14 protein-coding genes and 2 pseudogenes are annotated in these 19524 nt (G+C 50.9%); 12 read left to right on the top strand and 4 right to left on the bottom strand.

Features of this window, described 5'->3' with window-relative positions:
- Positions 1-96: 96 nt before the first annotated feature.
- The 4 genes from ABWV79_RS13725 to arsB are packed head-to-tail and all read left to right on the top strand — an operon-like array spanning position 97 to position 4206.
- Positions 97-930, top strand: a complete 834-nt coding sequence (locus tag ABWV79_RS13725) for an arsenate reductase/protein-tyrosine-phosphatase family protein (RefSeq protein WP_353392613.1) — start codon at positions 97-99, stop codon at positions 928-930.
- Entirely contained in the window at positions 927-1925 is a 999-nt protein-coding gene (locus ABWV79_RS13720; protein ID WP_353392612.1) for an ArsJ-associated glyceraldehyde-3-phosphate dehydrogenase, read from the top strand. Before ABWV79_RS13725 ends, ABWV79_RS13720 begins: the two co-directional genes overlap by 4 nt.
- Complete coding sequence (arsJ, locus tag ABWV79_RS13715; RefSeq protein ID WP_353392611.1) at positions 1922-3187, top strand: organoarsenical effux MFS transporter ArsJ; 1266 nt, start codon at positions 1922-1924, stop codon at positions 3185-3187. Before ABWV79_RS13720 ends, arsJ begins: the two co-directional genes overlap by 4 nt.
- Entirely contained in the window at positions 3184-4206 is a 1023-nt protein-coding gene (arsB, locus tag ABWV79_RS13710) for an ACR3 family arsenite efflux transporter (protein ID WP_353392610.1), read from the top strand. The genes arsJ and arsB overlap by 4 nt, the downstream gene beginning before the upstream one ends.
- A gap of 2 nt (positions 4207-4208) precedes the next feature.
- On the opposite strand, the gene glf is transcribed toward arsB, so the two are convergent.
- The 3 genes from glf to ABWV79_RS13695 are packed head-to-tail and all read right to left on the bottom strand — an operon-like array spanning position 4209 to position 7046.
- Positions 4209-5357, bottom strand: coding sequence for a UDP-galactopyranose mutase (glf, locus tag ABWV79_RS13705; RefSeq protein WP_353392609.1), 1149 nt, complete (start codon positions 5355-5357; stop codon positions 4209-4211).
- A 1-nt stretch (position 5358) separates the two neighbouring features.
- Positions 5359-6249 (bottom strand): hypothetical protein, encoded by an 891-nt coding sequence (locus tag ABWV79_RS13700; protein ID WP_353392607.1) that lies wholly within the window; start codon positions 6247-6249, stop codon positions 5359-5361.
- On the bottom strand, positions 6246-7046 hold the full coding sequence (locus ABWV79_RS13695; RefSeq protein WP_353392606.1) for a glycosyltransferase family 25 protein: 801 nt from the start codon (positions 7044-7046) through the stop codon (positions 6246-6248). The genes ABWV79_RS13700 and ABWV79_RS13695 overlap by 4 nt, the downstream gene beginning before the upstream one ends.
- Before the next feature lie 589 nt (positions 7047-7635).
- Between ABWV79_RS13695 and ABWV79_RS13690 the strand changes: the two genes are divergently transcribed.
- From ABWV79_RS13690 to ABWV79_RS13655, 8 genes and pseudogenes are all read left to right on the top strand, one after another.
- Positions 7636-9420 carry an ABC transporter ATP-binding protein gene (locus tag ABWV79_RS13690; RefSeq protein WP_170355699.1) on the top strand — a complete coding sequence of 595 codons (1785 nt, stop codon included), beginning with the start codon at positions 7636-7638 and terminating at the stop codon, positions 9418-9420.
- Positions 9421-9709: 289 nt separating this feature from the next.
- A protein-coding gene (locus ABWV79_RS13685) for an IS5 family transposase (protein ID WP_353392605.1) occupies positions 9710-10467 on the top strand; the annotation gives its coding sequence in 2 pieces (ribosomal slippage) (positions 9710-10034 and positions 10034-10467; 759 coding nt in all).
- A 220-nt stretch (positions 10468-10687) separates the two neighbouring features.
- On the top strand, positions 10688-11770 hold the full coding sequence (locus tag ABWV79_RS13680) for a glycosyltransferase family 2 protein (protein ID WP_353392604.1): 1083 nt from the start codon (positions 10688-10690) through the stop codon (positions 11768-11770).
- A gap of 315 nt (positions 11771-12085) precedes the next feature.
- Positions 12086-12840 (top strand): annotated as a pseudogene (locus ABWV79_RS13675) (IS5 family transposase); the annotation flags it as partial.
- A gap of 515 nt (positions 12841-13355) precedes the next feature.
- A complete protein-coding gene (locus ABWV79_RS13670; protein WP_353392602.1) occupies positions 13356-15044 on the top strand; it encodes a glycosyltransferase in 1689 nt (562 codons plus the stop codon).
- Positions 15041-15829 carry a sulfotransferase family 2 domain-containing protein gene (locus ABWV79_RS13665; protein WP_170355695.1) on the top strand — a complete coding sequence of 263 codons (789 nt, stop codon included), beginning with the start codon at positions 15041-15043 and terminating at the stop codon, positions 15827-15829. The genes ABWV79_RS13670 and ABWV79_RS13665 overlap by 4 nt, the downstream gene beginning before the upstream one ends.
- Entirely contained in the window at positions 15829-16944 is a 1116-nt protein-coding gene (locus ABWV79_RS13660; protein ID WP_353392601.1) for a hypothetical protein, read from the top strand. Before ABWV79_RS13665 ends, ABWV79_RS13660 begins: the two co-directional genes overlap by 1 nt.
- A 387-nt stretch (positions 16945-17331) precedes the next feature.
- Complete coding sequence (locus ABWV79_RS13655; RefSeq protein ID WP_353392600.1) at positions 17332-18513, top strand: hypothetical protein; 1182 nt, start codon at positions 17332-17334, stop codon at positions 18511-18513.
- A gap of 40 nt (positions 18514-18553) precedes the next feature.
- Here ABWV79_RS13655 and ABWV79_RS13650 read toward each other — a convergent pair.
- Positions 18554-19300, bottom strand: a pseudogene (locus ABWV79_RS13650) (IS5 family transposase); the annotation flags it as partial.
- Positions 19301-19524 lie beyond the last annotated feature (224 nt).

The raw sequence follows: 19524 nt of genomic DNA, 5'->3' as shown, positions 1-19524 counted from the left end.
TTACAGCGCCCAAAACCCCGGTCAGTTTTGTGAAATTTTTACGACACTGCTGATCGCCGGTTGCCGTTTTTCTATTATTTCGATATTTCATGAAATATGATAAATGAAACAACCGACAAACTGGCCACCCTGGGTCACCCGCAACGCTTGATGGTGTTTCGCATGCTCATGCGACGATATCCTGACACTGTTCCAGCGGGTGAGCTTGCATCCGAGCTGGGTATCAAACCCAGCACCCTGTCGAATTACCTGAACGCGCTGCAACGCGCGGGGCTGGTGCGGCAAGAACGGTCAGGGACGTCGCTGCTCTATTCGATCGAGATGACGAATGTGCAGCACATGCTGGACTTCTTGCTGAACGATTGCTGCAGGGGCCGGCCCGATATCTGTATGCCGTTTTCACAAGGACCCGAGACTATGCCGGATCGCAAATACAACGTTTTGTTTTTATGCGTGGGCAATTCCGCCCGCTCGATCTTTGCCGAATCCATTCTGCGCACATTGGGAGAGGATCGCTTCAACGTCTACTCGGCCGGAACGCAGCCCACATCGCAGCTCAACCCATTTGCCGTTCAGGTACTGAGCGACAAAGGGCACGACACCTCAGTTCTGCGGTCCAAGCATATATCCGAATTTGCAGCCGATGGCGCGCCCGAGATGGATTTTGTCTTCACCGTCTGCAATCAGGCCGCCAATGAGGAGTGTCCCGCTTGGGAAGGCCAGCCAATCAGCGGTCATTGGGGCATGGTCGACCCGGTCAAAGCCACAGGCACGGACGCCGAGAAAAGTCTGGCCTTCCAGAACGCCTATGGCGCGCTGAAGCGTCGTATCGAGGCGTTTACCTCTCTGCCGGTCGAAAGCCTGGACCGGATCGCTTTGCAAACCGCCGTCGATGATATCGGCAGAACCCCCGTTGAGGATATGAAATGACCACTTACGCGGTAAACGGCCTTGGCCGGATGGGCAAACTGGCCCTGAAACCTCTGATCGAGAAGGGCGCCAAGATCGCTTGGATCAATGATGGCGTCGGCGACCCCGAGATGCACGCGCACCTGCTAGAATTCGACACGGTCCATGGCCGCTGGGATGCGGAGTTTACCCATAATGCCGACAGCGTGACGATCGATGGCACGCGCCTGCCGTTTGTTGGCACCAATGACCTGTCCGACCTGCCTCTGGACGGCGTGGATGTGGTGATCGACTGCACTGGCGTGTTCAAGACCGAGGCTAAGCTGGCACCGTTTTTCGAGGCGGGGGTGAAGAAGGTTGTCGTCTCGGCCCCGGTCAAGGACGGCCCCACGGCCAATATCGTGATGGGCGTGAATGAAAGCACTTATGACCCCGCAACCCATCACATCGTGACCGCGGCGTCCTGTACCACCAATTGTCTGGCCCCGGTGGTTAAGGTCATTCATGAGAATCTGGGTATCCGTCATGGCTCGATGACCACAATCCACGATGTGACCAACACGCAAACCATCGTGGACCGCCCCGCCAAAGACCTGCGGCGCGCGCGGTCGGCATTGAACTCGCTGATCCCGACCACGACTGGCTCGGCCACGGCGATCACGCTGATTTACCCTGAATTGACAGGCCGCCTGAACGGCCACGCGGTGCGGGTGCCCCTGCTGAACGCCTCGCTGACCGATTGCGTGTTCGAGGTGGAACGTGAAACCACCGTCGAAGAGGTCAACACCTTCTTCAAAGCCGCCGCCGAGGGTGAGCTGAAAGGCATTCTGGGCTACGAGACCCGGCCATTGGTTTCGACGGATTACACCAATGACGAACGATCTTCGATTGTCGATGCGCCCTCGACCATGGTGGTGAACGGGACGCAGATAAAGATCTATGCGTGGTATGACAACGAAATGGGCTATGCGCACCGTCTGGTGGATGTGGCGCTGATGGTGGGGAACGCGCTGTGAGCGACCGGCCCGAGGGACTGTCGGCCTATATCGCGGTCACGGCGGCCTATTGGGCCTTTATGCTGACCGACGGAGCCCTGCGGATGTTGGTGCTGTTGCACTTTCATACCATAGGGTTCTCGCCGGTTCAGTTGGCTTATCTGTTTGTTCTGTACGAAGTCGCCGGGATGGTGACCAATCTGTCAGCGGGTTGGATCGCTGCGCGGTTCGGGCTGACCTCGACGCTTTATGCCGGTCTGGGGATACAGATTGCGGCATTGCTGACAATGACGTTTCTGGACCCGCATTGGAGCGTCGCCACCTCGGTCGCCTTCGTGATGGCTGTACAGGGTGCCAGCGGCGTGGCCAAGGATCTGGCCAAAATGTCTTCGAAATCCGCCGTCAAACTACTGGCCCCCACGACAGGCGGAGGGTTGTTTCGCTGGGTTGCTATTCTCACCGGATCCAAAAACGCGGTCAAAGGGGTGGGCTTTTTGCTTGGCGCGATCATGCTGGTCACAATGGGCTTTATGACAGCGATCTTTGTCATGGCCGCTGTTCTGGCCGTGATCCTGTTCGCCGTCATTCGCTTTATGCCGCCCGGCCTACCCAAAGGGCGCAAAGGAGCCAAGTTCTCCGAGGTCTTCTCGAAATCGCCCAACGTCAACTGGCTATCGGTGGCTCGGGTCTTTCTGTTTGGCGCACGCGATGTGTGGTTTGTGGTCGGCATACCGATATACTTTTACGCCGTCCTGTCGGATGGCACGGAAGAAGGCAACCGCGCGGCCTTTTTCATGATCGGTACGTTCATGGCCGTCTGGGTCATACTGTACGGCGCGGTCCAAGCCAGCGCGCCGAAAATCCTGCGGGCCGCGGACCGTACCGAGGGCGACTTGATAAAAGCCGCCCGCACCTGGGCTGCTGTCCTGTTCTGCATTCCTGCGACGTTGACGGTCGCGGTACTGATCTCGGACGGACCGCAAACATGGCTGACCGCGACACTGGTTTTGGGTCTTTTGGTTTTCGGAGCGATCTTTGCAGTGAACTCGTCCCTGCATTCCTACTTGATTCTGGCCTTCACCAAATCCGAGCGGGTCACCATGGACGTCGGCTTTTACTATATGGCCAATGCCACAGGACGCCTTGTGGGCACCGTTCTATCCGGCCTTACCTACCAAGTCGGAGGCTTGCCTTTGGTCCTGGGCACAGCCGCGGCAATGGTCGCGCTTGCCGCGTTGACATCCGGCAAGCTGACCGACCAAACCCACGAGGCACATGCATGAGCGTCTTTGAAAGATACCTGACCATCTGGGTTGCGCTGGCGATGATCGGCGGCGTCTTGATCGGACTCGCCGCGCCCGGGCTGGTGGGCCTGGTCGCCTCGGCCGAGGTGGCAAGCGTCAATCTGGTTGTCGCGGTGCTGATTTGGGCCATGGTCTACCCAATGATGGTCGGAGTCGACTTCGGAGCCGTAGCCGGCGTTGCCCGCCAACCCAAGGGACTGATCGTGACCCTCGTGGTGAACTGGTTGATCAAACCCTTCACCATGGCTGTGTTGGCTGTACTGTTTTTTGACTACGTTTTCGCCCCGTGGATACGCCCCGAGGACGCCGCACAATACACCGCCGGTCTGATCCTGCTGGGTGCAGCGCCCTGTACGGCGATGGTGTTTGTCTGGTCGCAACTGACCAAAGGGGACGCGACCTATACGCTGGTGCAGGTCTCGGTCAACGACCTGATCATGGTGGTGGCGTTTGCCCCTATTGTGGCGTTTCTGTTGGGGGTCACTGATATCGCGGTTCCCTGGCAAACACTGGTTCTGGCGACGGTGCTCTATGTTGTTTTGCCCTTGATCGCAGGGTTGCTCACACGACGCAAACTAGGCTCTAAACAAGCGATTGAGGCGTTCTCGGCCCGCGTTAAGCCGTGGTCCATCCTGGGATTGATTGCCACGGTCGTCATCCTGTTCGGCCTGCAAGGACAAACGATCCTGGCCAAGCCGCTTGTGATTGTCCTGATTGCAGTACCGATCCTGATCCAGAGCTATGGCATATTCGCCCTGGCCTATGGCGCAGCTTACGCGCTGAAGGTTCCGCATCGTATAGCCGCCCCGTGCGCCATGATCGGCACATCCAATTTCTTCGAACTGGCAGTCGCCGTCGCCATCAGCCTGTTTGGCCTGAATTCAGGGGCGGCGCTTGCGACCGTTGTTGGCGTTTTGGTCGAGGTCCCGGTAATGCTGTCGCTTGTTGCCTTCGCGAACAGAACCCGCTCCCGGTTCCCCGAACCTACACCGTCCTGAACTCAGAGAACCGTCACAAAGAACGGCTTTAGTTTCTCTCCTGCCGCAATCGCGGACAACGCCGATTTGGCTGTATCCAGAGACTCGCGGATTGTGACGTCCATATCCAGATAGCGATAGGTGCCGAGGCGGCCGACAAACGTGACATTTTCCGCCTTGTTGGCCAGCTCGACATAATCACCCAGCAGCGCCTTTTCCTTGACCTGACGGATAGGATAATAGGGAATGTCGTCCGCTTCGGCCGCACGCGAGAATTCGCGGTAACACACGGAGCCGTCATGCGTTTCCCACGGCGCGAAATGCTTGTGCTCGGTGATACGGGTATACGGGATCTCTTCCTCGCCGTAGTTCATGACAGCACACCCCTGGTAGTCGCCATCATACGTGAAGCGTTCGAAATCCAGCGTGCGATACCCCAGCCGGCCCAGCTCATAGTCGAAATACCCGTCCAGCGGCCCCGAATAAAAAACGTGGTCAAAGTCATCGCCCATACTGCGGTCGAATGTCGTGCCCAGCTTCACAGTGATCGAGGGATGATCCAGAATACCCGCAATCATATCGGTGTATCCGTTTTCCGGCATGCCCTGGAACTTGTGGAAAAAGTAGTTGTCGTCGTAGTTGAAGCGAACAGGCAAGCGTTTCAGGATCGAGGCGGGCAGTTCGGACGGGTGACAGCCCCACTGCTTGATGGTGTAGCCCTTGAAGAACGCCTCATAAAGGTCCTGGCCAACAAACCGCATCGCCTGTTCTTCAAAGCTCTGAGGGTCGGTGATCGAGGTGTCCGCCTGTTCTTCGGTGATGAACTTAAGTGCTTCGTCTGGGCGCATCGTCTTGCCAAAGAACTGGTTGATCGTATGCAGGTTCACCGGCAGCGAAAACACCTGACCCTTCGAGGTCGTCTTGACCCGGTTCTTATAGGGCAGGAAGTTGGCGTATTGGTTCACATACCGCCAAACCTCTTCGTCATCCGTGTGGAAGATATGCGGCCCGTACACATGGACCATGACGTCGGTATCGGCATCCCGTTCTGTGTGGCAGTTTCCACCGATATGGTCACGGCTGTCGACCACGGTGACATCATGTCCTTGTTCCGCAAGTTCCCGACCGATCACAGCCCCAGACAATCCGGCCCCAACCATCAAAAACTGCATATCAGGGGCTTTCCTGTTTCATCGAAATCGTAGTCATATCGAGGGGTTTGATCAACTGACGGCGGGCAATCTTGAATATACCCGACCGCGCCTCGCTGGCACTGCGGAACTTCGGCAGAACCGACATCCATGCCCGGCACATGCGCCATCCCAACTGCAAACGACCCGAGATAGGTTGCCCACCTTGCAGGATCGCGGCAAAGACGACCGGAACGGTACGCCGCGACAGATCAAACATCTGCTTTAGAACGGCCTCTTCTTCCTCTGAGCTGAGGTTATTCGACTCGGCCATCGCAGCTTTCAGGTTCTTTCCGATCGGCCGCGTGTGGTGCATCGCGATCTCGTCCAGAATGGCTGTTCGAAACGCGCCAGCCTCGGCCCATCGGCACCAGATGTAGTCCAGACCATAGCCGCTCATTGTGCCCTGAAACAGCGGCAGTGCCTTTTTCAGAATGTCCTTGTGCAGGCACGGGGCCATGATCTCGATATAGTTTGTGTACCGCAGCACGAAGCCCGGGCATTGGCTGAACACAAAATGCGAGAAATAGCTTTCGGGGGTCAGCGACGGTTGTGCAATACGCAATCCGTGAACCTGCATAGCATCAAACAGCGCGTTTACATCCGTAGCGCTTATGTCCAGATCATCATCCGGCAGCCAATAGTAGTCATACTTATCAAGGTCACGGTCGGCGAGGGTCTTGAATAACCCGTCCCATTTGCCGCCTTTTACCAGCACAGCCTCGACACCGGGTTCAGGTTTGAATGCCGCAAAAGCCTCGTCCGAAAAATAGCTGATCAGAAGATCGTAGGTGCGATCTTCATAGGGGATTTCTTGCCACCGATGGTGCAATGACTTGTTGCCCGCACGGACAACCACAAGGCTATTCTTCATGCGCGGTTCCGAACCCGATTTCCTGCCTGCATCAACGGGCCGAGCCCTTCAATCATGTCTGGGTTCAACGGATGGCTCAACCGTCCGTACGTGTACTTCGTCTGGTACATTAGGTTTCGAACGAATCTGGCCATGGGCGAGCTGGGTTTCATTTTACTGCGGCAGTGGTCAATCGTGCTGTCTACCTCTTTGCGCTCCGCGACCATCTGCTCGGCAAGTGTGAGGATGGGTACGTTGTGTTCCCAATAGAATTTCAGGTCGATGTCGATGGGGCGCGCAATCGGGGCCTCGATCGCAAATAGTTGAGCGGCAGCACGCCGACCGATGATGTAACCTGTGGTTCTGGGCGGCAGGCGATCCGACAGGACAAGATTCTGATCTGCCACGGATTTAATCACCTGCCCGTTGCTGCTCGAAGTGCCATCCAGCTTTATCATAACACCTTCGAAACATTCGCCACATCCAGCCAGTTCATTGAAAAATGGCCTGGGATCTTGCACGAATGTCGCGTCATCTTCCAAAACAAGGCTCACGAAATCGGAAGAGGCCGCAATATCCTTCCATATCCGGCGATGCCCAAGGGTACATGCGACTTCGTTGCGGCTGAGCGGGCGTTTGAATTTGCTCCGATTCATGTCGGCATCATAAATGCGCTGCAACTCAGAGTTGTTCAACTGGTCTCCAGCAATGGCGTCGCAAAACTCATGGTTCAAGCCAAAGCGGGTAAATTCGCTTTCGCAGAAACGTCGCCGTTCAACATCTTTCGGCAAACTCAGAATGACGGCCTTAATCGACACTGTTCCATTACCACTAATTTTTTTTGCACCGCGTTACTACGGGCCGTATTTACTGAGCACAAGCAAAACTGGTCTACCCTTTTCCCGCGACGCGTCAAGGATTTCCTGCTGCAGAAAACCGCTGAAATTCAATCGTTACTCTCACGTTACAGCAATTTGCCCCACAATATCAGAGCTTACATTCTTCCAAACATGTACATATCACGATTAAACCAAAAAGAAAATCACCTGACCACTTCACGCGAGCTAGCGCGAATTTCTGTCAACGCTTCAATCTATCCATCATAATCAAGGGACCTCGCGCAGCAGAAGGTGCATACAAGACGCTATTAAGCTGTGCGGACAACTACCGGCATCGACATATAAACACCAAATAGAGGTCGGTGCACGAAGGCCCACAATACATCGCGCCAGCTTGTTGAACGAGAGCATCAAAACCTTGTACAAACCAGCTCCAACCCTTATTTGCCAAGGCCCCCGCGCAACCTTAGGATTGGGCAACTCTGTCGCGTCATTTGATCTGCCCTTTAGGCGGGGACGATTATAGGTTATCTGAGCGAGCGCATGATTTCACGATCTGGAGAAAGCAATGATTAAGCGTGCCTGGACCGAATGGCGATCAGGCTATATGGGCCGCCTCATCGTCGAGAGCTTTTTTGCCCAAGGTCATCTTTATGCTGTTGCGATCGTTGCAATGATCGCAGTTGCTGCAACCACCGCCGGCTCCGCCTACATGATGGAATACATCGTCGATGCGATGACCAGCCCTGAAATGCGTGAATGGGCTGGGATGATCGCGTTCGGCGTCATTCTTTTGTTTCTTACAAAAGCGGTGGCCTCCTATGTGCAAGCCATCTTCCTGGCACGGGCTGGAAACCGTATAGTTGCAAGGCAACAGGACCGAGTTTATCGCAAGCTGCTTCGGCACGGCGTATCATTCTTCGCACAAAATGAATCCGCCGATCTGCTAATGCGCACGACAAACGGTGCGCAGGCCGCGCGCAGGCTTATCGATGTCATCGTCACCGGCTTCGTTCGCGATGCGTTGACACTGATTGGCCTTGTGATCGTCATGGTGTATCAGCAGCCTGTATTATCGATCATGTTCTTTGTGGTTGGCCCCGTTGCCCTTTTTGGTGTTCGACGGCTTCTGAAAAGCGTCCGTGCGATTATGCAGGCTGAGTTCAAATCCTTGGCTGAAATCATTCGCGTCCTCCAGGAAACATCTTCTGGGATAAAGGTGATCAAGGTGTTTTCACTGGAAGAACGGATGATCACCCGAATGGACACGGCTATCCGGAAAGTCGAAAATCGTGCGAATGACATTGCACGCCTTCAATCAATCGCTAGCCCATTAATGGAATTTCTGGCCGGTCTGGCTGTTGCAGGTGTGCTGGTCATTAGCGCGCTTGGAATTTCTGGCAGTGAACAACCGTCTGCAGGGCAATTGATGTCGTTCATCACCGCGCTGCTTATGGCCTACGAGCCCGCAAAGCGTTTGTCGAGAATGCGCGTCCAGATCGAAACTGCCATGGTTGGTGTCGGGCTGTTATTCGGACTCTTAGATCAAGAAGACACGATGCCAGAAAGCCCCGTGGCACGCGACCTGCTTGAAGGACCGGGCGAAATCGCTTTGCGCAACGTCACCTTCAGCTATCACGGATCAATGCCTGTCATCCAAGATATGAACGTGACTTTCCAAGCCCAAAAAACCACTGCGCTAGTCGGCCAGTCCGGGGGCGGAAAATCAACGATTTTCGGACTGATAATGCGGTTTTATGACCCCGATGAAGGAAGTGTTGAAATTGATGGTCAGAATATTCAGGACGCTCGCTATTCATCGCTGAGGCGCAAGATCTCTTATGTCGGCCAAGATACCTTCCTTTTTTCCGCTTCCGTGCTGGAAAATCTACGCTGCTCCGCGCCGGATGCGACAGACGAAGAGGTTATTGAAGCCGCTAAAGCCGCACATGCTCATGGCTTCATTAGCGAGCTGCCCAACGGCTACGATACACATGTCGGAGAAAACGGCGCGTTCCTTTCCGGTGGTCAAAAGCAACGTATCGCCATCGCTCGCGCGGTATTGCGCGACGCAGAGATTTTACTGCTGGACGAAGCAACCAGCGCTTTGGATGCGGAGTCCGAGGCTCTTGTGAAAGCGGCGCTGGACACGCTGACACAGAGCATCACTGTGATCGTAATCGCACATCGGCTGTCCACGATCCTTGAGGCTGACAAGATAATGGTTGTCCAGGATGGGGCCGTTATCGAAGAGGGCAATCTGGACGAACTCATTGAACTCAACGGCCAGTTCAAGAGTCTCTTTGATCAGCAATTCAATAAACGTAGTTTTGACACTAACGCAGCAGAATGACGATATAGCCTTCTAATTCGTCAAAAGGAGTGGGCTCCGTGGGTCGGGGCGGGCGGCATTCTCTCACGGTTGGTGACGATCCTGACAAAACCGCGGCCAGGTAACCAAGTCGAAAGTAAAATCCTCGCTAAAATTCGTCTATCGCTATGGAAAGCACAATTTGCAACCGACAGACATCGAAGGGTCAATACCTGAGGCTACTCACCGATTCATATGTCTTCATTAGGGTCAGGATGCATTGATTTTCAACGCACTGCGTGAGCCACGGCTCGGAAAACGGAGCGGTGACATGAGCGACCTTTACCAGCTGACCAACGAGCAGATGGCCAAACTTACCCCTTTCTTCCCGAAGTCGCACGGCAAGCCACGGGTCGATGACAGACGGGTTCTGAGTGGGATTATCTTCATTAATCGCAATGGGTTGCGCTGGCGGGATGCGCCGCGGGAAAACGGTCCGCACAAGACGCTCTACAGCCGATGGAAGCGTTGGAGCGAGAAAGGCATCTTCGCGCAGATGACGGTCGGCCTGGCTGCCGAGCACGGCGAGGAAATGATCGTGATGATCGACGCGACCTATTTGAAGGCGCGTCGCACTGCGACCAGCATGGCCGCGAAAAAGGGGGGCGTGGACGCCTGATCGGCCGAACCAAGGGCGGCATGAATACCAAACTGCATGCTATCTGCGACAGCCGCGGGCGACCGCTCAGCCTGTTCGTCACCGCTGGGCAGGTCAGCGACTACATCGGTGCGCGGGCGTTATTGAGCAGCCTGCCCAAGGTCGACTGGCTTCTCGGGGACCGCGGCTATGATGCCGACTGGTTCCGAGAAGCGTTGCAAGACAAAGGGATACGCGCATGCATCCCCCGCCGAAAGAAACGAAAGGCACCGGTTCGATACGACAAGCGCCGATACAAACGACGCAACCGCATCGAGATCATGTTCGGCAGACTCAAGGACTGGCGGCGCGTGGCGACACGCTATTATCGCTGTCCCAAGGTTTTCCTCTCAGCCATCGCTCTGGCTGCAACCGTCATCTATTGGTTATGAATCCTGACCCTAACAATCAACTTGGACTAGTCAGATGAGGCTGCTCAGCCGCACCTCGTACAGAGTGGCAGGCACCCAAGAACAAATGGAACTAAAACGGCATTGGAAAGAAAATTTGACAGTGATCAGACACCTTCTTAGGTATGAGGAAATCAATACGCCCAGTAGTCGAAGCTCTTTTCATCTGATCGATTGAAAGTAGGTGCGTCTAAACCATTTGGTGAAAATTTTACAGGCAATGCCAAGTACTGAAATCACACATATCCCAACCTTGAGCGTTGTTGTACCTGTTTTCAACGACGAACAATATCTAGGCCAAAACTTAAAAAGCATTTTGGCGAACGCGGGGTCAGTAGATATTGAGATCATCGTTGTTGATGATGGTTCAACAGACAGAAGTTCGGAGGTCGCTGAAAAGGTCCTTGTAGAGTCGGACGTCAATTTCAAAATTATCCGCAAACCGAACGGAGGATTGTCATCAGCACGGAATGTCGGATTTAGGGCCGCCGAAGGTATTTATGTTGCGTTTCTGGATAGTGACGACTTTGTTTCTGGAACTATGTACCGGTCTCTAACTGATTTCGCGTCGAAGACGGGTTCGGTCCAAGTTTTTGCTAGAACAAAAACTTTTAATAACAACGATAATACTTGCCAAGATTTCTATGACATTTCCTATTGGGATGAGCTTCTGCAGGGTCAGAGCCGGCGTAGTTTTCGCCCACTTGAAAGCCCTTTGGTATTTCTTACACAACCGAAGATCTGTACACGAATATGGCTACGAGAATACCTTATTCGGCACAAATTTGAGTTTCCGGAAGGAAAAGTGTTCGAGGATATTTGTTTTCACCTAAGGGCCTTGGCTCTCAACGGTAAAGTTGGGATTGTGGACGAAGTGGGCTTGTATTACAGAGAAGACCATACTGGTCGAATAACTGGGAACATCGGCCCAGAGAGATATGATGTACTGGATAACGCCTGTAAATTTCTGAATTTACAAGAGATTTCGGCAGTCGATCGACTGCATGGCGGGTATCTTTTAGCAGGCCTTCTGAAAACCGTGTTCTGGTGCCGGATAGGATTACCATCCAATATGAAAAAGGAGTTCGACAAACGTGTTGCTCGCCTATTCCCAATGATCAACCCAAAGTGGATATTGGAGGCTTACGGAGTGGATCACAAAGTGATCAACAGGTTGCTTAAAGTAGTTAGCATTTACGGTACACCGCCGGATAGACTACGTGGCATTTTGCTTTGGGTGGGCGTTCGTTTGAAACGTATGGCACCCGAAAAGTTATTGGATTAAAAAGAAAATTTAGTTCTGCAGTAATTCTGCGCTCTAAACAAGAATAACGACTCGTGAAACCAAAAAAGGGTGGCAGAGCAAACGCGTGCCCAACGCGAGAACAATTGGGGATGATTAAATCAAATTGCTTGACGAATGTCGCCGAACACCAGAGCAACCAGGGTTTGCTAAACCTAAAAAATTGCCCTGAGTGGATGCAATCTAAATTCTGGAAGCAGGTATTTTCGAACGACTTGCTGATCGAAAAGCAAGGTTCAGGACCTATTGATTTCGGGCTGGCTACGTGATTCACGGTCGGAAAATCGAGCGGTGAACATGTCTGATCTTTTCTGGTTGAGCGATGCGCAGATGGCGCGTCTGAAACCCTTCTTCCCCAAGTCCCATAGCAAACCTCGCGTGGACGACAAACACGTGCTAAGTGGCATTATATTCAACAACCGCAATGGCTTACGTTGTTGCGACGCGCCTAAGGAATACGGTTCGCACAAGACGCTATACAACCGATGGAAGCGCTGGAGCGACAAGGGTATCTTCGCCGAAATGATGATTGTTTTGGCCGCAGGCCACGGCGAGAAGACGACGGTGATGATCGACGCCACCTATCTCAAGGCCCATCGCACGGCGTCCAGTTTGGGGGTCAAAAAGGAGGGCGTGTCCGTCTGATCGGCAGAACCAAGAGCGGCGTGAACACGAAACAGCACGCCATCTGTGACAGTCAGGGCCGCCCGCTGAACTTGTTTGTTACGGCAGGGCAAGTCAGCGACTACATCGGCGCCCGAGCTTTGGCGGGCAGCTTGCCAAACGTCAAATGGCTGCTCGGCGACCGGGGTTATGACGCGGATTGGTTCAGAGAAACGTTACAAGACAAAGGTATACGCGCCTGCATCCCCGGCAGAAAACAACGAAAGAAGGCTGTCCGCTATAACAAGCGTCGCTACAAACGACGCACCCGCATTGAGATCATGTTCGGCAAACTGAAAGACTGGCGGCGGGTGGTAACAAGATACGACAGGGGCCCAAAAGTCTTCCTATCCGCAATCGCCCTCGCAGCCCACGTCATCTATTGGCTATTAGTCTTGAGCCTAGCCCCAATTCGAGATTTCTCGAGAACGACGCGCCCAAGTCTCCGGGTTCGAACTACCGACCACGCTGAAGTACCTCGTAGACCTTTGCACCGCGCCACCGTCAAACATTTTGCGCGGCATCATCGAGGTCGATACCGTAGGACTTGGTCGCAGTCTATGTGAGTGTTAAGCGGACAGTTTATTGTTTGACCAGCAGTCAGCCAGCGAGGTTAGCTGATCCTCTGTTCCTCTTACAAAAAAAATCCTTTGATTGGACACACCACGTTGCAAAAAGGCTTCCAGCGATCGCCTACACCGTGAGAAGACCCGCATCAGATGACGACAAGCAACCCACGGTACTTAAGTCAAGCACTAAACCCTACCCTTGTATACGAGCTGAACAATTGTCGTGAATACATTTTGCTTCGGCTATTGTGATTGACGCCCAGTCGTGTATTTCAATAATAGACCGCAACGTGGCATCCATTCAGAGTCCAAGCGGCAAAATATAGGCACGAGCAATGACCGACCTCAACGAGTTTCCTATCTGGATGTACTGGGAAAACCTTCCTGGTAGACGTATGCCAACATACTTGAAAATGTGTTTTGAAATAGCACGGCAAAGACTTTCCGGGCGTTTGCAGCTATTGGACCCACAGAAAATTCAATCACTGTTGGGTGACATTGAAATAGACTTTTCAAAAATTCACATGTCGGATCCAAACAGGAATCCGTTAGCTCTCAAAGTAGATTACTACCGAGCTGCTCTACTAAAAAAATATGGCGGCTTATGGCTGGATGTAGACTGTGTTGTCCGAAAAGACATCATTCCCGAACTCAAAGAAGCGCTAAGTTCCTTTGACTTTTGGGGGATGCAAAAGACTGAAACAAGCGGAATTGTTACAAACAATATCATGGCAAGTAGGCCTTCCGGGACCCTTATTTCGGAATACTTAATAGCTATGGACGACCTCCTTAAATACAAAATCGAAAAAAACGAAACTTTTAACTGGACAGAAATTGGTGCGGAGCTTTTGACGCCGATCGTCGAGAAAAATAAATCCATCTGCAAACTAGAATTTGAATCCAAAGTTCATCCGGTAAACTACACCGAACACGAAAAATTTTGGACGCGAAGGGACGATTTACTAGATTTGGATGACCGCGTTAAATCGGCAAACATAGTAATGCTGTACAACGCAATGTTCACCGACGCACAGAAATCATTTACCAGGCGACAAATATTAAACCAAAATAGCTTAATGGGAGCCCTTATGCGAGAAGGCCTCTCCTTTCAAAATGAAGTACCTGCGTCAAGCAAAAAGAATTTTGCAGAAAAAGCAAGTTATTCGAAAAAGGATGTAGCGATCATCTTTTCGACAATAGAACGGCCAGAATCCTGCCTAGAGTTCGTTAAATCAATCAGAAAAGTTTTGGGCTCAGATATAGGAATATATATAGCAGCTCAAGGAAAAAATGAAGAGCAATACTCCGAAATTGAGAAGACGTATGGAGGAAGAGTATTCTTACTAGAAGAAGATGCAGGGCTTTCAAAGTGTCGGAACTACCTGGTAGAAAACACAAAAGAAGAAATTTTATTCTTGTGTGATGATGACTTTGTCTTTGATGACCGTTTAAAACTTGATGCAGCACTCAAGGTGATGTCAGAAAAACCAGAAGTTTCAATTCTAGGCGGAATGTTCGAAAATTATGACTACAGGGAAGGAAAAGTTTCCTCAATTTGCCCGACCTGTTTTAATCACTCGATGGTAGAGAAGGAAAGTGACGTAACCTTCATACCAACAGAGTATGTAGATTTTCCAAGAGAGTTCATCGGTAACTGTGCTTATATTCAGAAAATAGACACAGTAAACAATTTCGCCTTGATGCGCAGGGAAGTCTTTAGTGATTGCGGTGTCAGGTGGCACGATAGCATCAAAATTATGGGTGAGCATGAGCACTTTTATTACCAAGTGAAAAGGTGTACTCAGGAAATTGGCGTCTACTACACCAATCTTCTGTTTACACAACATCACCGAAAAACCAGCTCTCAGTTTGCGGCGCTTAGACGTCGTAATGAAGGATTAGCTATTGCGATGAATGATATTGGCGTGAGTTGCTTCCGCTTCCCCGGAAAACGAACTGATGTATTGCTGAAGGAAGAAACTTCGTTCCGGTTAGACCATAGAACTTGGGAATTGTCCTGGTGAGCCCTGAAAAATTCTTCGACATCCTTTTGGACAGTAACTATTGGGGTGACTTAATTTGGAACGATATGCTCTTTCTACCCAAGCGAAAGATCGTTTTTTTGTCATGCTCAAAAAATGCAAGTTCTAAAATTAAGTTGGAACTGTACAAAATTGAAAACGGTGTTTATCCACCTGAGCAGTTCAGCCCCCATAACAGAAGAGCCATGGGTTTCCAGAGTCCACTAGACATTGGACGGAAAAAGTTCTTTAAGCATATTTTCGATCCTGAAGTTACAAAGTTCACTGTACTTCGTGACCCGTGGTCACGCATTGTTTCATGTTACAATTCGAGAGTTTCCGATTATCTTATGGAGCAATATGACTCAATCAACTACGCTCGGAATGAGTGGATAGTTAACAGGCAAAAGATTATTGAGGCGACAAAAGGTACTCGCCATTCCGAATTGGGGGTTATCACCCAAGAAATAACTTTTGACCAATTTATTGGTTTTGTTATTTCCCAGAATGATTACGAAATGGACCGCCATTGGTACCATCAATATAAAGCTGTGTTTGTTGACCATATACCTTTCGACATAATCGGCACTGTCGAGCATTTGAACGCTTCGCTCCAGCGACTTGCGGAAAAGGTTGGAGACAACAATTATAAATTTGATGGCAAAATGCTCAACTCTTCCCGGTCAAGTTTGCACAATTTGGCAGTGTCGGAGTCTGTAAAAAATAAGTATCTTGAAAAGTTCTTCCGTGACGTTGAGCTATATAAGTCCGTTGTGCGGGAGTTCTAATGATGGGCCCTAAGATCAACACTTCCACTTTGCTGGTTATGCGTTGTGAAACGATGGCGAGCGTCGTCGAGTCCATTGCGTCTTTCGAAGTCTTGGACGAAGTTCGAACTTCATTATTGGTGATTACTGGACCCAGCCTAACTTTTGACCAAGTTTCCAACCTCCAACGCGAAAATGTTGCGTTATTAGCTTCAATAGATGGGACGAACCCCAGAAACATTACTGAGAGAATAAGCAATTTTTCAAACGCATTCGAATATGTTTGTTTTCTTCCACAGCACTTTAAGTTTTGCAGGTCGGTCGGAATACATGGTGCAATCGAGTTAATGGAGAGCCACAAACTCACACGTGTCTTTGGAATTATTAACGGCCCCTCGGGATGGAACAGTGCGGCTTTTCTTTCTGACCCAGTTAACTCGGGCGAAAGCCTGTTCTGCACACCAATCGAGATGGCCGTCGACACTTGGAAGGTCTGGGGGCCGTACTCGTACTGTGAAGTGGATTTTGGAGGTGACTTGGTAGTCTGCAGGATCGATGCGCTTCCAGATTTTCTTCCTGCCTTTATTCCGGGTTGTACGTGGGGGATACTTCTTCAGCTTTTCACTAAGAGTAAAGCCGAAGATGTGTCGGTGGTTTATTCTGGCCTTCACTGTCAGATAGCTCACGAAGTGACTTGGGAACTTGGAAAACACACGGGTTTCGGGGCTCGGGCCTATTCGGTAATGAAAGAAAGAGGCTTATTCGAGATAGTTTTTCTTGGTAGGGGGAAGCTTGTCTGCGATGATGATTTCGAAGACGCTATTTTTCAAGAGAGTGGCGTGCTTGATGTTTTTGGGAATCCATTGGGTGCGTTTCCAATTGGAAAATATTATAAAGTTCAAGCAGTTCGTGGAACGTTGGGCCCTCTGTACTCGGCGAGTGAGCATTTGCCTCCGTTTGAGAAACGGCTTCACAAACCCGGCGGTAAAAGGCATAATCTGAGTCTCGTCGAGCTGGAGTCAAAAATCGAAGATCTTCAAAGCCGATCAGTCGACAATTTTAAGCTAAATCGACTTTGGGAAGTTGCGTTGAAAAGGTCCGCGAAAGCTTTAGCTAAAAAATTCAAGAGAAAGTAATGGGCTTTTCAGTCAAATTGTGCCTCCAAATTAGCACACTTAGATCTATCGAGTAAACCTTGTCGTTGTGAATGGCGACTAGTTAGGCCTAACGGTCACAACTTAGTGCTGCTAAGATAATCTGATCACTGCTCAACCTGCGGACAAAAGCCCTAGCTTTGCTTGAACAACTTTCCAGCGTAACTCAGAACAGGTTTCCGCGTATTGTGCCCAGTGATTATTTCATACAGGTTGCAGAATGCCATGAGTTGTTTAACACGCTACAAAGGGAAAGATAACTCTGAATAGGATTCATTGTTATTAATAGTGCGCTTCAGGCCGGGACAAGAGAAGATCCGCCGATCATCTCATAGGCTTGGAGGACCAAAGGACTAAAGGACCAACAAGTTGTCGTCGGGTTTGACCAAAATATTTCTACATTTAGGCTACGAGAAAACTGGAACAACAGCGACACAGAACTTGCTGACAGTTGCGAATCCACACCTAGCTGAGATGGGTGTTTTTTATCCGGTCCGCCGTAACATCGAAGACGCATTGAAAGGCAAAGGGACATCTGGGAACATCCGCGCAAAGGAACCAGTCGCACCACAATTACTCAAAGCAGTCCGAGAGAATCCAGGCTATTCAACCTACATTTTCTCTAGCGAAATCGTCTTCTGGGAGATTGCCGATCAGATACCAGTTGTACACAACCAGATTTCGCCTGAGTACGATCTTTCAGTAGTCATTTCTGTACGAGAACCGCTTGAGATGCTGCAATCCTATTATGGGCAAGAGATCAAACGAAATGGCTATTTTGGAGAGATCGAAGGTTTTGTAGACGGTAAACAGCACCTGATCCATGCTTCCGATATTGTAGCTGTATGCTCTGATCTGGGAATTACAGTTAAGCTGTTCAACTACTCAGTGGCCAAAAGGGATATATCTAAATGTCTACTTGAGTACTTTGGAATACCGCAAGCTCTAGTGGATCATTGGGAAAAACAGATTCCCGCAATTATGAACCGTTCACTTACCTATGAAGAAAGAAATCTCATAAAGTCTGCAAACAAGGTGCTTGGCAAAGAATACGGCAGGAGATTGTCTGATGCTCTCGTGGTTGGATTTTCAGAAATAGCATCAGAGCCCCCTGAAATTCCCAAGACAATCTCGGAAAAGGTAGTTCAAAAAAATATCGACGCCGCGGCTTTCATTAACCAATACCTGTCCCCCAAAAATCAAATTTCTTTGCAAACAATAAAGCGAGCGGGGGATTTGGAACATACCAGATTTACAACTGCGCAATGGGACGCAGTTTTTGAAACTCTGGCCGAAGACATTGAACACCTAAGGCAGTCAAGGCTCGAAATTGAGAGAGTTCAGCATGAAAATGTACAACTGCAGAAAGAGGCGCGAAGCCTTAAGAAAAAAATCGAACACCTAGGGTCTAAAGTCAACGAGCTGAAGAGTGAAAAACTTAAAATATTTAGGAAGAACAATCAGCTTCAAGCAGAAAGAGATCACGCTTATAGGTATCCTTGGAAGTATTTGAGATCAGCGTTGAAACAACGTTTCCCAAGTGACAAGTGAACAGAAAACGCCACAACCGCCCTAGGGTCAGGACTCCTTGCCAGTAAATTACGAGCGCCGCGAGAGCGATTGCTGAGAGGAAGACCTTCGGGCATCGGTCGTATCTTGTTGCAACACGCAGCCAATCTTTCAGCCTGCCGAACATGATCTCGATCCGATTGCGGCGTTTGTATCGCCGCTTGTAGTATTTTACGGTCGTCTTACGTTGCTTTCGACCCGGGATGCAGGGGCGTATGCCCTTGTTTTTTAATGCTTCTCTGAACCAGTCCGCGTCATAGCCGCGGTCAACAAGCAGCCAATCGACATCCGGCAGGCTACTCAGTAACGCCCTTGCGCCGATATAGTCGCTGACTTGTCCGGCTGTGACAAACAGGTTCAGCGGACGCCCTTGGCTGTCGCAAATGGCATGCAGTTTGGTGTTCATAGCGCCCTTGGTTCGACCGATCAGGCGTCCACGCCCCCCTTTTTGACGCGCATGCTGGTCGCGGTACGGTGGGCCTTCAAATAAGTTGCGTCGAACATCACAGTCTTCTCTTCGCCGTGCTCAGCGGCCAGACCGACCATCATCTGTGCAAAAACACCCCTATCGCTCCACCGTTTCCAACGATTGTACAGCGTCTTGTGCGGGCCATAGGCAGCAGGCGCGTCACCGTAACCCATTGCGATTGATGACGATAATCCCGCTCAATACTCGCCGGTCATCTACGCGTGGCTTGCCGTGGGGCTTTGGGAAGAAGGGCTTCAAACGCGCCATCTGCGCGTCCGTAAGCCAGAAAAGATAAGACATGTTCACCGATCGTTTTTGAACCGTGAATCACGCTGTAAGACGGAAATCAACGGGTCCTGACCCTAGTCAGCACCCAGTTAGTTGGTTTGGTATTACAACTGGATCCGACGCGTGCTACGAACCGATCAACGTGTCGGCTGCATTCATAACCTTATAAACACTGCACGGGGAGGCGATAAAACCGCCTATAAGCTGCTAACGAACAAGGTTCTCTTCAAGACCGA

Source organism: Ruegeria sp. HU-ET01832, assembly GCF_040371315.1.
Classification (GTDB): Bacteria; Pseudomonadota; Alphaproteobacteria; order Rhodobacterales; family Rhodobacteraceae; genus Ruegeria; species Ruegeria lacuscaerulensis_A.
The sequence above is the reverse complement of the archived record's forward strand: the minus strand, read 5'-3'. Positions and strand labels throughout refer to the sequence as shown.

Coding starts and splice junctions, on each gene's coding strand:
- ABWV79_RS13725 (WP_353392613.1), top strand. CDS start 97: ATGATAAATGAAACAACCGACAAACTGGCCACCCTGGGTCACCCGCAA.
- ABWV79_RS13720 (WP_353392612.1), top strand. CDS start 927: ATGACCACTTACGCGGTAAACGGCCTTGGCCGGATGGGCAAACTGGCC.
- ABWV79_RS13660 (WP_353392601.1), top strand. CDS start 15,829: ATGATGGGCCCTAAGATCAACACTTCCACTTTGCTGGTTATGCGTTGT.
- glf (WP_353392609.1), bottom strand. CDS start 5,357: ATGCAGTTTTTGATGGTTGGGGCCGGATTGTCTGGGGCTGTGATCGGT.
- arsB (WP_353392610.1), top strand. CDS start 3,184: ATGAGCGTCTTTGAAAGATACCTGACCATCTGGGTTGCGCTGGCGATG.
- ABWV79_RS13690 (WP_170355699.1), top strand. CDS start 7,636: ATGATTAAGCGTGCCTGGACCGAATGGCGATCAGGCTATATGGGCCGC.
- ABWV79_RS13670 (WP_353392602.1), top strand. CDS start 13,356: ATGACCGACCTCAACGAGTTTCCTATCTGGATGTACTGGGAAAACCTT.
- ABWV79_RS13700 (WP_353392607.1), bottom strand. CDS start 6,249: ATGAAGAATAGCCTTGTGGTTGTCCGTGCGGGCAACAAGTCATTGCAC.